Source organism: Bacillus sp. YBsi01 (genome assembly GCF_038406745.1).
Lineage (GTDB): Bacteria > Bacillota > Bacilli > Bacillales > Bacillaceae > Bacillus > Bacillus siamensis.
In genome coordinates, this window is record NZ_CP151679.1 from 1,290,129 (window position 1) to 1,304,553 (window position 14,425).

Here is a 14,425-nt window from a genome sequence, read left to right on the forward strand (position 1 = left end):
CTCACTCCCCGAACAGCCCGCGGATCGCCTTTTGCTGTGAATCCTCTCTCATTAAGGATTCTCCGATCAATACAGCCTGCGCCCCATGCTTGTTGACGAATTGCAGGTCAGCCAAAGAGCCGATCCCGCTTTCACTGACCAGCAGACAGCCGTCCGGCACAAGCTGCGCTATTTTTTCCGTTTGCGAAACCGAAGTACGGAACGTTTTTAAGTCCCGGTTGTTAATGCCGAGAATGTCCGGCTGAAACACCTGTAAAATTCGTTCAAGCACGGTTTCATCATGGACTTCCACAAGAACGTCCATGCCCTTCTCACGTGCTTCCAGGTAAAGCTCATAAAGCTTTGATGGTTCCAGCGCTTCACCGATCAGTAAAATCGCATCAGCACCGAGCCGGTACGATTCCTCCACCTGCAGGGAGTCAATAATAAAATCCTTTCTTAATACAGGAAGAGAAACGCTTTTTTTAACATCTGTCAAAAAGTGATTTCTTCCCTGGAAAAAACGGGTATCCGTCAGAACAGAAAGGGCGTCGGCTTTGGCTGCTTCATAATCTGCCGCAATCTCTTCCGGAACAAAATGCTCTTTAATCAGTCCTTTAGACGGCGAAGCTTTTTTCACTTCAGCAATCAGCCCGATAAAACGGTTCGGATTCAGGAGCGCTTCCTTAAAAGATCTCCGTTCAATTTGACAGGTTTCCGGCAGCACAATGGATTTGATTTCTTCTTTTTTCTGCTGAATGATTTGATCAAGCATATAATTCTTCCTCTTTCTGTTTCAGACGTTCGAGCTGCCTTTTGGCATCTCCGTTTTGAATCGTTTCTAAAGCGATTTTTGCTCCTTCTTTCAGATCGTTTGCGAGACCTGCCGTATAAATGGCCGCTCCCGCATTTAAGGCCGTAATGTGCAGAGCGGACGACGGAGCTTCATTTGCAAAAATATTCTGAATGAGATGCGCGCTTTCTTCCGCTGAGCTCACTTGAATATCTTTCAGCGAACCTTCTTTAAAACCGAATTGTTCAGGTGATACCGCATATTCCAGACGTTCACCGTTTTTCAGCTCAATGACATCGGTCGGTGCTGTGACGGACAGTTCATCTAACCCGTCACGCGCCGACACAAGCATGACGTGCCTGACTTCAAATTGTTCCAAAGCGCTTGCCATCAGGCGCGCTTTTTCAGATGAATAGACGCCGATCACCTGCCGTTTCGCCTGCATCGGGTTGCTGAGCGGGCCAAGCAGGTTAAACACGGTTCGGAAGCCCAGCTCTTTTCTCACGGCGGCGACGTGCTTCATTGACGAATGAAACAGCGGGGCAAACAAAAAACCCATTTGCTTCGTCTCAATACTGTGTTTGACACTGTCAGGGGTGGCTTGAATGGAAACACCCAGTTTTTCCAGCACATCCGCGCTGCCGCTCTTAGACGACACGGAACGATTTCCGTGCTTGGCAACTTTGGCTCCGGCGGCAGAGGCTGTAATCGCTGCTGCCGTTGATATGTTAAACGTAGAAATCCCGTCTCCGCCTGTTCCGCACGTATCAACGACATCCTCCAGGCCATCTGCCGTCTGCACACGGGCCCGCATCACTTTTACAAATCCGGCGAGCTCCTCCGCCGTTTCGCCGCGGTGGGCTAATACCGATAAGATTCCGCCGATTTCAGACTGCGACATGTCTCCGCTCATCATCATTTCCATCAGCTTTTCGGCTTCTCCGGTTTTCAGCGTGCCGCCATTAACGCACGATTGCAGAAATTTGTTCATCCGTCTTCTCCTCCCCGCCAGAAAAGATGTCTTCTGCGATTTGAATCGTTTTTAAAAGCGCCCCCGCTTTGTTGCAGCTCTCTTCATATTCGGCTTCCGGGACGGAATCAGCGACTATTCCCGCGCCCGCCTGCACCGACGCCGTACCGTTTTTGACACTCATGGTGCGGATGGTGATGCACGAATCAATCGAACCGTCAAATCCGATATAAGCGATACATCCGCCGTAAGTTTCTCTGGAAGTCGGTTCTAATTCATTTAAAATCTGCATGGCGCGGATTTTTGGAGCGCCCGAGAGTGTTCCTGCCGGGAATGCCGACATCAGTGCATCAACCGGATGGACCCCCTGTTTTAAACGGCCGGTTACAACGGAGATGATGTGCATCACATGTGAAAAAGAAACGATCTTCGTGAATTCCGGAACGGTTACGGAACCATACTCCGCGACTCTGCCGATATCATTGCGCGCCAGATCGACGAGCATGTAATGTTCAGCTTTTTCTTTTTCGTCATTCATCAGCTCTTTTTTCAGGCGTTCGTCCTCTTCTTTTCCGGCTCCCCTTTTTCTCGTTCCGGCGATCGGATGTATTTCCAGATGTCTGTCATGCACACGGATCAGGCGTTCAGGCGAACTCCCGACAATGTCTCTGTCCGGCAGTTTAATATAGTACATATAAGGTGAAGGGTTGACGATGCGGAGCACCCTGTACAGCTCAAAGGAATGTCTGGATACCGGGATCTCAAACTTTTGCGACAGCACTCCTTGAAAAATATCTCCCGCTTTTATATATTCTTTCAGTTTATTAACGCCGGCCATAAACTCTTCTTTCGTATTATTGGATGTCACATTGGCAAAGCTCGGTGTTTTAAATGTACCTTTTGAAAAAAACGGCTCTTTCATATCTTTCGGTTCTGTCAAAATACCGATAAGCTCGCGAAGCTCAGCGCAATTTTCTTTAAAAACGGCCCGTTTTTCTTCTTCCGTCTCCCGGCCGTTAAGCGCCGCATATTGAATGAAATGCACTTGTTTCGTTTCATGGTCGTAGGCGATGATTTTCCGGCAGACAAACAGCATGCATTTTTCTAAATCTGTTTCTTTTGCATGGCTTGGCACGGTAGGCTCAATTAAAGGAATCATGTCATAGCTCAGATAACCGACCGCCCCTCCCGAAAACGGGATATCAAGATCGGGCGTTTTAATGCGGAAGCTTTCATTCATCCAGTCAAGCACGGCTTTTAAATCTCCGGCTTCAAACAGCGTAAGCCCTTTCGGATCAGCGGCAGTGAATGTGTGATGACTCTCTTTAATCGTGATAAAAGGATCGAGACCGATAAAAGAGTATCTTGACCAGCTTGACGACTCATCCTTGCTTTCCAGCAAATACGTAATGTTTCTGTCCAGTTTTTCAACCATCTGAATGGGTGTGATCGTATCGACCGTAAAAGTCTCTGCGATTGGAATGGTGCGGTGTGTCAGACTGTCCTTTAAAAATAAAGAAACATCCGATTGTAAATTCATGATTCTCCTCCTTACGGTAAGGAGAATGAGATGAGGAGTGAGAGGGGTCTTGCGTATAAGAAATAAACCCAAAAGAAAGGCTTCTTTTGGGCAGAATAAAAACGTGTTTATCTCAGCTCAGCTAAACTCATTCTCTGCTACCCTATTCTAAACTCAACTGTTTCATCAACTGACTTCTAAGCTTTATACACACTCTTGTGTATTTCTAAGCTTTTTTTATCGTATTACATGTCAGTATTTTTTGTCAATGATAAATCCGGTCTTAACACAACGGCTTTTTCTAAATAGACATGCTTGATTTCATCTTGAGGCGTATCCGTCTGAACCGTCATCAGGACACGGATACACTTTTTCAAAGCGCCTGCGACATCCATTTCCTGCATGCATGTTACCGGGACGTACTGCCACCCGGAAAGGCGGCGGACCGCTTTTGCCGGAAATACGGAATGGATGTCAGGCGTGGCGGATAACAGGATCTGCACGACGTCTTCCGGCTTGCATCCATTTTGTTCAATGATTTTTTCAAGCAGCTGCTGTGTTTTTTCTAAAATTTCTTGTTCGGTGTCTTGTTCCACCGTTGTTGCTCCGCGAATGCCGCGTATCATCATGCTGTTTCCTCCATTCGCCATTTGTTCAGCAAATTTTCAAGCTCATCTTTTGAAAGCATACAGTCCTGTGCTTCGCCTAATTCCTTCAATACGATGAACTGAGTCATGCCTCCGCGCGTTTTTTTGTCATTCATCATCCTGGCGGAGAGAACCGATGTTGCAATATCTTGTCTGATGCTTCCCGGGTAGCCGAGCCCAACCAGCCATTGCGTGAGTTCTTTTCTGTTCATCTTGCAACCCGCAACTTGTTCACTCACGTAAAGGGCAAACTGCATGCCGAGGGCGACCGCATCTCCATGTGTAATCCGGCCGTAGCCGTATTCCGCCTCAACGGCGTGGCCGAGCGTATGTCCGAAATTCAGAAAAGCTCTTATCCCCTCTTCCTTTTCGTCCTCACGCACAACGGCCGATTTGATTGAAATTCCTTTATAAATCATTTCATTCAGCTCAGCGCTTGTCAGTCCGTTTAACGTATCAAGCGTGAGAAGCTTTTCTAAAAAAGCGTGATCGGCGATAAACGCATGTTTTATCACCTCAGCCATACCCGATCTCAGCTCTTGTTCCGGCAGGGTTTTCAGAAGCTCCGTATCATAAATCACCGCTTTCGGCTGATAGAACGCTCCGATTAAATTCTTTCCGAGTTTATGATTGACGGCCACCTTGCCGCCGACCGCGCTGTCATGGGCAAGCAGTGTCGTCGGCATTTGGATGAAATCAATTCCGCGCATAAAAGTCGCTGCGCAAAAGCCGGCCAAATCACCCGTCACACCGCCTCCGAAGGCGATCATACATGAAGAGCGGTCCATATGGAAGGCGATCGCTTCCGATTGAATCCGTTCATACTCTTTCAGAGACTTCGCTTCTTCTCCGCTCGGGACGATCACTTTTTTTACGGGCCATGTTTCGTTTAGAAGCCGGAACATCTCATCACCGTAAAGCCGGTCGACTTCAGCGTCGATGACGAGCAGGATTTTTGTCAGCGGCCTGTTCAGTGAAGTCAAAAGTGCAGCGGCCTGTTTCCTGATGCCTTCACCGATATACACGGGATATGCGGAGGAAGCCGTCCGAACCTCAAGCTCCTTCATTAGAATTCCCTCGATAGTTTCTTCATGTTTTCAACATTTTCTTTAATGCGGTCGATCTGGTCAAGGCCGAATTGTTCTACGACGGCATTTGCGATTTCCCAGGCCACTGCCGCTTCAGCCACGACGCTTGCCGCAGGAACCGCGCAGCTGTCTGAACGTTCAATGCTCGCTGAAAACGGCTCTTTCGTTTCAATATCAACGCTTTTCAGCGGCTTATATAAAGTCGGGATCGGTTTCATAACACCGCGGACGACAATCGGCATTCCTGTCGTCATACCGCCTTCTAATCCTCCGAGCCTATTCGTGGCGCGTGTGTAGCCTTTCTCTTCATCCCACACGATTTCATCATGAACATCACTGCCGTTTTTGCCGGCCGCTTCAAAACCGATGCCGAACTCGACCCCTTTAAAAGCATTGATCGACAGAACCGCAGCGGCGAGCTTGCTGTCCAGTTTACGGTCATAATGGACATAGCTTCCGACACCGACCGGCATGCCTTCAACAATCACTTCAACGATTCCGCCGATCGAGTCACCGTTTGCCTTCGCTTCATCAATGGCTGCCATCATTTGACGGCCTGCTTCTTCATCGTAGCATCTGACCGGTGATTCTTCCGTTACCCGTTTGAGATCCTCAATGGATGTGTAATCGGTTTTCTCTGCTTTTACGCTGCCGATTTGCAAAACATGTCCGGCCACTGTAATGCCAAGCTCCGCTAAAATCTTTTTAGCGACGGCTCCGGCAGCCACGCGAACCGTTGTCTCACGCGCGGAAGATCGTTCTAACACATTTCTCATATCGCGGTGATTGTACTTAATGGCGCCGTTTAAATCCGCGTGCCCCGGTCTCGGTCTTGAAATCTGGCGTTTCATTTCACTTTCTTCTTCTTCTGTAATCGGTGCGGCGCCCATAATTTTTGTCCAGTGGGTCCAGTCTTTATTTTCTACAACGAGCGCAATGGGTGAACCGAGTGTCCGGGCATGCCGCACGCCGCTCGTAATCTTCGCTCTGTCCGTTTCAATCTGCATGCGCCGTCCGCGCCCGTGCCCTTTTTGGCGTCTGGCAAGCTCAAAATTAATGTCTTCCTCAGTTATATAAAGCCCCGCAGGCACACCTTCTATAATGGTCGTCAGCTGCGGACCGTGTGATTCTCCGGCTGTTAAGTATCTCATTTCGTTCTTCTCCCTTCATCACATTAACGCTTTTAAGTAAAACTATAACACAAGTTTTCATAAAATGTCTTCTATCTTTTTTGATAAAAAAATGTATCGGTGCTTTCAAGGCCGAATTTTTCCGGGCTGAAAATTTGTTCTGTGCTTCCGACAAACAGAATTCCGTTCTTTTTCAGGCTGTCCGCCATTTTCACATACAGCTCTTCTTTCGCTTTTTCAGTAAAATAAATAAAAACATTGCGGCAGACGATCAGATCAAAATCCTGTTCATAGCTGTCGGCAAGCAGGTTATGCCGCTTAAACCGGATGTTTTTCTGAATCTCTTGTTTTACTTGATAGCTGTTGTCAGCCTGCTTGGTGAAATAGCGGCTTTTTATGGAAGCCGGCACCTCTTGCAGAGACCGCTCCTGATAGATGCCCCGCTTGGCTTTGCCGAGCGCCTTTTCATCAATATCTGTCGCCAATATATCAAAGCCGGCCAAACCCGCCTGCTGATTGAGAATCATGGCCAAGGTATAGGGTTCCTCCCCCGTTGAACAGGCCGCACTCCATATTTTTAACGGTTTGTTATGCTTTATTAACGGAAGAATTGAGGTTTCAAGAACTTCCCATCGTTTATAATTTCGGTAAAATTCAGAAACATTGATTGTCATCCTGTCCAATGTTTCATTTAATAAAAGCTTGTCTTTCTCCAAAGCGGCGGCAAATTCCTGAAAATCTTTGAATCCCTTTTTTTCATAAAGGGACGTCAGCCGTCTTTTCATTTGTGCTTCTTTGTATAAAGATAAATCAACACCGGTTATTTTCTTCCACTTGGTGATAAAAATGTCGTAAGGCTCCATTGCTTCTCTCCCAATCTCGCTGTCTTTTGTCCTAGTATAGCCTGTTTTCTTTCTAATTTGTACGATTTCAATAAAAAAATCAGCCCGCAGGCTGATTTGTGAGAAATGAAAAGACAGGGCAGCGAAGCCTCTGTCTTTCTTAAAATATGTAAACCTTTTCATAACAAGAGAAAAAGAAAGGCTGACGGCTTAGTACACCCAGTCGGCCATTAATTTTTGATACGGTACAAGCTCTTCCTGTTTGAAGAAAATGTCAATTTCCCGTTCAGCGCTTTCTAAGGAGTCTGAACCGTGAATGATATTTTTGCCGACAAACATGCCGTAGTCACCGCGAATCGTGCCTGGCAGTGCGTCTTTCGGGTTTGTTTTTCCGATCAGCTGTCTTGTGATCTCTACTACATTTTCCCCTTCCCATACCATTGCAAATACGGGTCCAGATGTAATAAATTCCACAAGCTCACCGAAAAACGGTTTCCCTTTATGTTCAGCATAATGGTTTTCAGCCATCTGTTCTGAAACTTGCATCAGCTTGGCTCCTGCCAATTGTAAGCCCTTACGCTCAAATCTCGATAAAATCTCTCCGATCAGCTGGCGCTGTACGCCGTCCGGTTTTACCATGATAAAAGTTTTTTCCATAAGATTCTCCACCCCATCATTATGTATAGGCTTTCAAGTTGCACACCGAAATCGTAACATCTTTCTGACAATTAATCAATCCAGGGCAGAGAATGTTCACATCTTGTTCGTAAAAGGATTTAAAATTTCCGTTTGCCGATATATTTGGCAATGGCGGCCAATGATGAACGCGCACGTCCTCTCGGCAGCGTATTCAGCTTTTCAAACGCTTTTTTTAAGTATCTGTCACTGACGGCCATTGATTTTTCAATCGCATCTGTGCGTTTAATATTTTCAATAATGGGGGCGAGCTGCTCCTGTGTTGTTTCGCTGTTAATTAATTTCAGCTGATTTTTCAATTCAGGCTGACGCAGCGCGTACAAAACGGGCAGAGTGACGTTTCCTTGCAGCAGATCTCCTCCGACCGGTTTTCCCAGCTCCTCTTCCGTTGAAGTGAAATCAAGGATATCATCAATAATCTGGTAGGACATGCCCACGTAATAGCCGAACCAATATAATGCTTTATGAATCTTTTCATCAGCTCCCGAAGCGATGGCGCCGAGCTGGCAGCTGACGGCGATAAGAAGCGCCGTTTTCCGTTTGATGCGGCGTAAATAGGTTCTGAGGTTTTGTTCCATATTATATTTATCTTTGATCTGTTCAATTTCTCCGAGGCATACTTCTACGATGGTTTTGGACAGGATCCGGTGGGCTTTCGGCTCATCCAGTCTCGTCATCATCTCAAGCGAGCCCGCAAGCATATAATCACCGGTATACATGGCAATGCGGTTGTCCCATTTGGCTTTAATGGTCGGCTTTCCTCTCCGCAGCTCGGCGTCATCAATGACGTCGTCATGGACGAGGGAAGCCATATGAATCATCTCCAGCGTCACCGCAACATATTTTATTTTATTAATGTCATAGTCGCCGAACATGCCGGAAAGCAATACGAAAACAGGACGGATCCGCTTGCCTCCTGCCTGAAGCAGATGGAGCCCGGCTTCACTCAGCAAGGGATAGTCAGACCGTACCGTCTGCTCAAGCTCCCTTTCGATCACATCAATATCATCATTTAAAAAAGAATAGGCCATTTTAAATTTCATATCATTCACCCAAACATCTGTATATTCATCATTTCCAGCCGATATGCGTAGCGGCCACTCCGCCGGTAAACGAATGGTATTTGACATTCGTCAGGCCCGCTTCTTCAAACAGACGCGCAAGCTCTTTCATACCGGGAAATTCTCTTGCTGATTCTTGAAGCCAAGAATATTCTTTATAGCTCTTCGCAAACATTTTTCCGAAGAAAGGCATGATGTATTTAAAATAAAGAAAATATGCCTGTCTGAAACCGATCATTTCCGGCTGGGATGTTTCCAGGCATACGACCTGTCCGCCCGGTTTGACGACGCGCCGCATTTCTTTCAGCACGGTCAGATAGTCGGGAACGTTCCTGAGTCCGAAGCCGATGGTGACAAAATCAAAAGAATCATCAGCGAAAGGAAGCTCCATCGCGTTTCCGTGCAAAAGCTCAATTTGGCTGTAACCGCCCTCTTTTACTTTTTTCTCGCCGATGCTCAGCATATTTTTGCTGAAATCCAGCCCTTTGATTTCGCCGCTTTTTCCGGCAGCTTCTGCGAGGGCAATCGTCCAGTCAGCCGTCCCGCAGCAAACGTCAAGCGCTTTTGCGCCTTCTTGCACATTCATGATCTGCATCGTTTTGTCGCGCCATTTTTTATGCTGCTGAAAACTGATGACAGAGTTCATTTGGTCATAATTTTTATAGATTTTTTCAAACACGCCGTGTACGCGCTGTTCTTTTGACTCCTGCATGTTGATTACCCTTCTTCCACTTTCTGATGATATGTTTTGTCTTGGCTGATCGCTTTAAGCCGGTTCAGCATTAGATTTTGGATTGGTGAATTGAGCGGCAGCAGCGTTTCAATGCTTTGCTTCGCCTTTCGGAAGCTTTCTTCCAGTATTTCAGCCTTTGATTTCCCTGACTTTACAATATTGCCGATGACATCGAGAAATATAGCATTGCCGTTCATCAGCCGCTTATACACAAAAAAATCACTCGCCAGCTCTTTCCAGCGCGGAAGATTAAAGTGGTCTGACACTCTGTGAAACAGGGCCGCTTCCACAATCGCCATGCTTTCGATCAATTGATTCAAGTCATTGACAGACCGATCGTACAGACGGATTTTATGCTCATTGATTTCTTTAATTGCCGTAGCGAGCGTCCGGATCATATAGATATCCTTCATTTCAGATAAAAGCGAATAATACAGTCCGCTGAAATAGTCGCCGGCAAGCACGGTGAGCTGCCGGTTTTTATTTTCGTCTCGCTTTAACGCTCTGGCTGTTGTCACTTCATCGTGGGTATCAAGGGCGCTTTGGACAAGCATCGCAGTTACTATGTAATTTTCTCTGTCGTTGTTCTTAATGTCCGCCTCTTCAAACAAAGCGTGAAAAAGAAGAAGCTTATCCTCATCGATTTTCGGCGCAGAAATATGTTTCGCTAAATAAGGATGAGACAGCTTTTGTTTTAATTTCGTATTTAAATTCGCTAAAGTTCCGTAGATGTCTTGCAAAAATATCACCCTTGTCCCCAAATTCACATTTATTCTAATATGTATGAGATTTACTCGTCATTATTATACGCAGGTATCATTATAGCATAAAAAAAAGAAATTGGCTGTATTCTCCCGCCGTTTGCGGGCATTTGGCAAAAGCGGGAAACAGCCGGCTTATTTTTTTTCGCTGTTCATTTCTCCGTAAGCGGTCTGGATGAGGGCATTGCCCCTCACTTTGATGGCTGAAGTATGCTCTGTAAACTGAGCGATAATCACTTCACCTTTGTCCAGCTTTTCAGAATGGTGGAATTTCGTATCCGTTCCTCTCGTTAAACCGATGACGTTCACACCGTCCTCGACCGCTTTAATGACGACAAAATCACTTGAATGCTTTGAATTCATATCTGCACCCTCTATCATAATTAATCCGCACGTTTAATATGTTCTAACACTTCGGAACGCGCCGCAGCGTCATCTTTAAAAATACCTCTTACAGCGGAAGTTACCGTTTTTGCCCCCGGCTTTCTTACGCCTCTCATCGTCATGCACATATGCTCAGCTTCAACGACAACCATGACGCCGTGGGGATCTAAGGTGTCTACGATGCTTTCTGCAATCGTTGAAGTAATGCGCTCCTGCAGCTGCGGGCGTTTTGAAACGGCTTCCACTGCACGCGCCAATTTACTCAGGCCTGTCACTTTACCGCCGCGCGGAATGTAGGCAATATGCGCTTTTCCGTAAAAAGGAACAAGATGATGTTCACACATAGAATGAAACGCGATATCTTTTACAAGAACAAGCTCCTCGTGGTCCTCGCCGAAAACGGTTTTGAAATGCTCTTTCGGGTCTTCATTTAACCCCGAGAATACTTCCGCATACATTTTCGCCACGCGTTTCGGTGTATCTAAAAGACCTTCCCGGTCCGGGTCTTCTCCAATCGCCTCTAAAATCTGGCGAACTGCCTGTTCAATCTGTTCTTTATTAACTTCTTTCATTGTCTGTGTCCTCCACCATTGAATACATTTAATTTCGATTCTAGCACATTTGACGCGCCAAAAGCAAAACGAAAGTCCTGCCCGGAGACCGAGGCTGCTTAAATATGAAAAGCCCCTTTATCAAGGGGCTTTTCTGTGAAGAAACAAAGTGTATGTATCAGATGCATACACGATCTATATTCACAATTATTTTCCTGCAACAGCGTCTTTAAGAGCTTTACCTGGTTTGAAAGCAGGTACCTTGCTTGCAGGGATTTCGATTTCTTCACCTGTTTGCGGGTTACGTCCTTTACGTGCAGAACGCTCGCGCACCTCAAAGTTACCAAAACCGATCAGTTGGATTTTATCACCATTTTTAAGTGCATCTAAAATCGTATCAAAAACAGAATCAACTGCTTTTGTAGCGTCTTTTTTAGACAATTCGCTTGCTTCTGCAACCGCATTGATTAGTTCTGTCTTGTTCATGCCTTTCACCTCCTCCCAAAAGGGTATCAATTCAGCAGTTTATTATCATTTCTTCACAGTTCAGCCTGATTCTAAACCTGTCTTATAAAAAATCAAAGCAGGGAAGAACAGACAAGTAAACGGCTTTTCAAAAGAAAACAGACACTTTGAGGAATGTTTGTCCAACAAAGTGAAGATTTTCTGTAAGTAGAGTAACACATATAAAAAGCCATATCAAGCATTTTAAAGCCCCAATCCCTTGCTCGTCAAGGTTTTCGCGTGTTTTACCGAACAAATATTCCTTTTTTTGCTTTTTTCCTCCTAATCCTTGATTGATTTCCAGTATCTAAAAGACAAAAAAAGACCCCCCGTTTCAGGAAGAGGTCCTTCAGCTTACAATATAATGGCGATCAGGCCGCCTGAGCCTTCGTTTATAATTCTTTCAAGCGTTTCTTTCAGTTTATATCTCGCATTTTCCGGCATAAGCGACAGTTTCGCCGAGATTCCTTCTCTCACGATCGAGCTCAATGATCTTCCGAAAATATCGGAGTTCCAGATCGAAAGCGGATCATCCTCAAAGTCCTGCATTAAGTAGCGGACAAGCTCTTCGCTTTGCTTTTCCGTCCCGATGATCGGCGCGAATTCACTTTCCACATCCACTTTGATCATATGAATGGACGGGGCGACCGCTTTCAGCCTTACTCCGAATCTTGATCCCTGTCTGATGATTTCCGGTTCATCAAGGCTCATATCCGTTAAGGCCGGGGCTGCAATGCCGTAGCCGGTCTGTTTCACCATTTTCAGCGCGTCTGAAACCTGATCATATTCCTTTTTCGCGTGGGCGAAGTCCTGCATTAATTCAAGCAGGTGGTCTTTCCCGCGGATTTCGACGCCCACTACTTCTTTTAAAATCTGGTCGTATAAATGATCCGGCGCGTATAAATCAATTTCTGCGACACCCTGGCCAAGTTCAATTCCGGCCAATCCGGCGCTTTCGATAAACTCAAATTCACTGAAGTGGCCGACAACCCGGTCGACGTCGCGCAGTCGTTTGATATCTTTTACGGTTTCTTTCACTGATTCCTGGTAACTCTCTCTGAGCCAGTGATTTTCTTTCAGCACCATGACCCAGCTCGGAAGGTTGACATTCACTTCCAGCACAGGGAACTCGTAAAGCGCTTCTCTGAGAACGCTTAACACATCTGTTTCCCTCATGCTTTCAACACTCATGGCGAGAACGGGGATATCATATTTCGCGCTTAATTCAGCTCTGAGCGCTTCTGTTTCCGGGTGGTACGGCTTCACCGAGTTGATGACCATAATAAACGGTTTGCCGACTTCCTTCAGCTCGTCAATGACTCTTTCTTCCGCTTCTACGTAATCGCCCCGCGCAATATCACCGATTGAGCCGTCCGTCGTAATGACGACCCCGATTGTGGAATGTTCCTGGATGACTTTTCTCGTACCGATCTCCGCCGCTTCATGAAAGGGAATCGGTTCTTCGTACCATGGTGTATTAATCATTCTCGGGCCGTTTTCATCTTCATACCCCTTCGCACCGGGAACCGTGTATCCCACACAATCCACAAGACGGATATTGACGTCAAGCCCTTCCGCCACATGTACGGACATGGCTTGATTCGGAACAAATTTTGGTTCTGTGGTCATAATCGTTTTTCCTGCTGCGCTTTGCGGAAGCTCATCCTGCGCCCGTGCTCGATCGGCTTCATTGCTGATATTCGGGAGCACCACGAGCTCCATAAATTTTTTAATGAATGTAGATTTCCCTGTACGGACAGCGCCGACGACTCCTAAGTATATATCGCCTCCTGTTCGTTCAGCGATATCCTTGAAAATATCGACCTTTTCCAAGTGATCCCCTCCCGGACTTCCTATCCTTATCATTTTTCATTCACCATTCTTCAATCAAATACAGGACACTATATGTGTATGACGTTGTCCTATTTCAATATGACATCTTTAGAAAATTTTCAGGCAATCTTTTCTATCGGAATCAAAAAAACCTTTCTCCCTATTTGTATGCGCGGGAGAAAGGTTCATTCCTGTTTCGTTTTACTTTCTAAAAAAACGGGTTCCTGTTTTTCATTTACGGTGTATGTGACTGAAAAGGCCGGGACGAAAGGCGTCTCTTTCCATAAAATATCCTGAATTTCCGCGCCCGGTCTGATTTTCTTTTTGTTTTCTTTCAGACAGCGGGCGAGATCGACGCGATAGTCGGCATAGATTTCTCCGTCAGCGCCGATTAAAAGCGGCAGAGACGTGCCTGAAACCGGACTTTTGACTGAAGGTGTGTCTTTCATGCCGAGCTTTTTTTTATTTAAAGCGAACAGCCCTTTTGAAACGGCATCCTCATAGGGCGGATATGTATGTTTTTCCTGATACATTTTAACACGCAGCTTCATATCGCGGATTGCCTCCGCCATTTGGAGATCGATCAGCTTCACGGTCGGCTTATTTTCCACATCGACAAGCACGTATTGGTACATTCCTCCGCTTTCAAAAGCTGATGCCGGCGGCTCCTCTATATATCTGGGCGCGAGCCGCTTAAAATCTATCGGATATTTTTGATAGATCGGTGTTTTCATATCTTTGGTCTGAATCGGCAGAAGTCCGCCGTTCGCCTTTTTAAACTCATCCACTGCCGCTTGAACCTGCTGAAGCTGATGCTTGTAAGATACTTTATTTTCAGTTTTTTCCGCTTCAGGATACAGACAGCCGGACAGCAGAAGCACCGCAAATGCCGTTATGACGGCCATTTTCATCTTATGCATTCCGCGCCCCCTTT

Annotated in this window: 16 protein-coding genes; all 16 read right to left on the bottom strand. The window is 46.1% G+C overall.

Annotation, left to right across the window (positions count from 1 at the left end):
- Position 1 precedes the first annotated feature (1 nt).
- A complete protein-coding gene (gene trpC, locus AADZ70_RS06430; protein WP_342007893.1) occupies positions 2 to 754 on the bottom strand; it encodes an indole-3-glycerol phosphate synthase TrpC in 753 nt (250 codons plus the stop codon).
- On the bottom strand, positions 747 to 1,763 hold the full coding sequence (trpD, locus tag AADZ70_RS06435; RefSeq protein ID WP_327815379.1) for an anthranilate phosphoribosyltransferase: 1,017 nt from the start codon (positions 1,761 to 1,763) through the stop codon (positions 747 to 749). The genes trpC and trpD overlap by 8 nt, the downstream gene beginning before the upstream one ends.
- The gene (gene trpE / locus AADZ70_RS06440; RefSeq protein ID WP_342007894.1) at positions 1,735 to 3,282 is read right to left on the bottom strand and encodes an anthranilate synthase component I; all 1,548 of its coding nucleotides are present in this window, start codon (positions 3,280 to 3,282) and stop codon (positions 1,735 to 1,737) included. The genes trpD and trpE overlap by 29 nt, the downstream gene beginning before the upstream one ends.
- Before the next feature lie 224 nt (positions 3,283 to 3,506).
- Entirely contained in the window at positions 3,507 to 3,890 is a 384-nt protein-coding gene (gene aroH, locus AADZ70_RS06445; RefSeq protein WP_045510999.1) for a chorismate mutase, read from the bottom strand.
- Positions 3,887 to 4,975: a 3-dehydroquinate synthase gene (gene aroB, locus AADZ70_RS06450; protein ID WP_049628697.1), complete on the bottom strand. Its 1,089-nt coding sequence runs from the start codon at positions 4,973 to 4,975 to the stop codon at positions 3,887 to 3,889. Before aroB ends, aroH begins: the two co-directional genes overlap by 4 nt.
- Positions 4,975 to 6,147, bottom strand: a complete 1,173-nt coding sequence (gene aroC, locus AADZ70_RS06455; protein ID WP_327815376.1) for a chorismate synthase — start codon at positions 6,145 to 6,147, stop codon at positions 4,975 to 4,977. Before aroC ends, aroB begins: the two co-directional genes overlap by 1 nt.
- Before the next feature lie 71 nt (positions 6,148 to 6,218).
- Positions 6,219 to 6,989 carry a protein-glutamate O-methyltransferase CheR gene (locus tag AADZ70_RS06460; RefSeq protein ID WP_047475719.1) on the bottom strand — a complete coding sequence of 257 codons (771 nt, stop codon included), beginning with the start codon at positions 6,987 to 6,989 and terminating at the stop codon, positions 6,219 to 6,221.
- 189 nt (positions 6,990 to 7,178) lie between these two features.
- Positions 7,179 to 7,625: a nucleoside-diphosphate kinase gene (ndk, locus tag AADZ70_RS06465; RefSeq protein WP_003153455.1), complete on the bottom strand. Its 447-nt coding sequence runs from the start codon at positions 7,623 to 7,625 to the stop codon at positions 7,179 to 7,181.
- 119 nt (positions 7,626 to 7,744) lie between these two features.
- On the bottom strand, positions 7,745 to 8,707 hold the full coding sequence (gene hepT / locus AADZ70_RS06470) for a heptaprenyl diphosphate synthase component II (protein ID WP_016939103.1): 963 nt from the start codon (positions 8,705 to 8,707) through the stop codon (positions 7,745 to 7,747).
- A gap of 28 nt (positions 8,708 to 8,735) precedes the next feature.
- Entirely contained in the window at positions 8,736 to 9,437 is a 702-nt protein-coding gene (gene menG / locus AADZ70_RS06475) for a demethylmenaquinone methyltransferase (protein ID WP_045925472.1), read from the bottom strand.
- Between the two features lie 5 nt (positions 9,438 to 9,442).
- Complete coding sequence (gene hepS, locus AADZ70_RS06480) at positions 9,443 to 10,198, bottom strand: heptaprenyl diphosphate synthase component 1 (RefSeq protein WP_016939105.1); 756 nt, start codon at positions 10,196 to 10,198, stop codon at positions 9,443 to 9,445.
- A gap of 156 nt (positions 10,199 to 10,354) precedes the next feature.
- On the bottom strand, positions 10,355 to 10,582 hold the full coding sequence (mtrB, locus tag AADZ70_RS06485) for a trp RNA-binding attenuation protein MtrB (RefSeq protein ID WP_003153449.1): 228 nt from the start codon (positions 10,580 to 10,582) through the stop codon (positions 10,355 to 10,357).
- A gap of 20 nt (positions 10,583 to 10,602) precedes the next feature.
- On the bottom strand, positions 10,603 to 11,175 hold the full coding sequence (gene folE, locus AADZ70_RS06490; RefSeq protein WP_016939106.1) for a GTP cyclohydrolase I FolE: 573 nt from the start codon (positions 11,173 to 11,175) through the stop codon (positions 10,603 to 10,605).
- Between the two features lie 186 nt (positions 11,176 to 11,361).
- Positions 11,362 to 11,640 (bottom strand): non-specific DNA-binding protein Hbs, encoded by a 279-nt coding sequence (hbs, locus tag AADZ70_RS06495; protein ID WP_003153447.1) that lies wholly within the window; start codon positions 11,638 to 11,640, stop codon positions 11,362 to 11,364.
- Between the two features lie 372 nt (positions 11,641 to 12,012).
- Positions 12,013 to 13,491: a stage IV sporulation protein A gene (spoIVA, locus tag AADZ70_RS06500; protein ID WP_003153438.1), complete on the bottom strand. Its 1,479-nt coding sequence runs from the start codon at positions 13,489 to 13,491 to the stop codon at positions 12,013 to 12,015.
- 185 nt (positions 13,492 to 13,676) lie between these two features.
- The gene (locus AADZ70_RS06505; RefSeq protein WP_342007895.1) at positions 13,677 to 14,411 is read right to left on the bottom strand and encodes a hypothetical protein; all 735 of its coding nucleotides are present in this window, start codon (positions 14,409 to 14,411) and stop codon (positions 13,677 to 13,679) included.
- Positions 14,412 to 14,425 lie beyond the last annotated feature (14 nt).

What these genes read in the sequence shown, in the direction of transcription:
- trpE (WP_342007894.1), bottom strand. Translation starts at nt 3,282, where the DNA reads ATGAATTTACAATCGGATGTTTCTTTATTTTTAAAGGACAGTCTGACA.
- trpC (WP_342007893.1), bottom strand. Translation starts at nt 754, where the DNA reads ATGCTTGATCAAATCATTCAGCAGAAAAAAGAAGAAATCAAATCCATT.
- hbs (WP_003153447.1), bottom strand. Translation starts at nt 11,640, where the DNA reads ATGAACAAGACAGAACTAATCAATGCGGTTGCAGAAGCAAGCGAATTG.
- AADZ70_RS06460 (WP_047475719.1), bottom strand. Translation starts at nt 6,989, where the DNA reads ATGGAGCCTTACGACATTTTTATCACCAAGTGGAAGAAAATAACCGGT.
- menG (WP_045925472.1), bottom strand. Translation starts at nt 9,437, where the DNA reads ATGCAGGAGTCAAAAGAACAGCGCGTACACGGCGTGTTTGAAAAAATC.
- aroC (WP_327815376.1), bottom strand. Translation starts at nt 6,147, where the DNA reads ATGAGATACTTAACAGCCGGAGAATCACACGGTCCGCAGCTGACGACC.
- mtrB (WP_003153449.1), bottom strand. Translation starts at nt 10,582, where the DNA reads ATGAATTCAAAGCATTCAAGTGATTTTGTCGTCATTAAAGCGGTCGAG.
- hepT (WP_016939103.1), bottom strand. Translation starts at nt 8,707, where the DNA reads ATGAAATTTAAAATGGCCTATTCTTTTTTAAATGATGATATTGATGTG.
- aroH (WP_045510999.1), bottom strand. Translation starts at nt 3,890, where the DNA reads ATGATGATACGCGGCATTCGCGGAGCAACAACGGTGGAACAAGACACC.
- folE (WP_016939106.1), bottom strand. Translation starts at nt 11,175, where the DNA reads ATGAAAGAAGTTAATAAAGAACAGATTGAACAGGCAGTTCGCCAGATT.
- AADZ70_RS06505 (WP_342007895.1), bottom strand. Translation starts at nt 14,411, where the DNA reads ATGCATAAGATGAAAATGGCCGTCATAACGGCATTTGCGGTGCTTCTG.
- trpD (WP_327815379.1), bottom strand. Translation starts at nt 1,763, where the DNA reads ATGAACAAATTTCTGCAATCGTGCGTTAATGGCGGCACGCTGAAAACC.
- aroB (WP_049628697.1), bottom strand. Translation starts at nt 4,975, where the DNA reads ATGAAGGAGCTTGAGGTTCGGACGGCTTCCTCCGCATATCCCGTGTAT.
- ndk (WP_003153455.1), bottom strand. Translation starts at nt 7,625, where the DNA reads ATGGAAAAAACTTTTATCATGGTAAAACCGGACGGCGTACAGCGCCAG.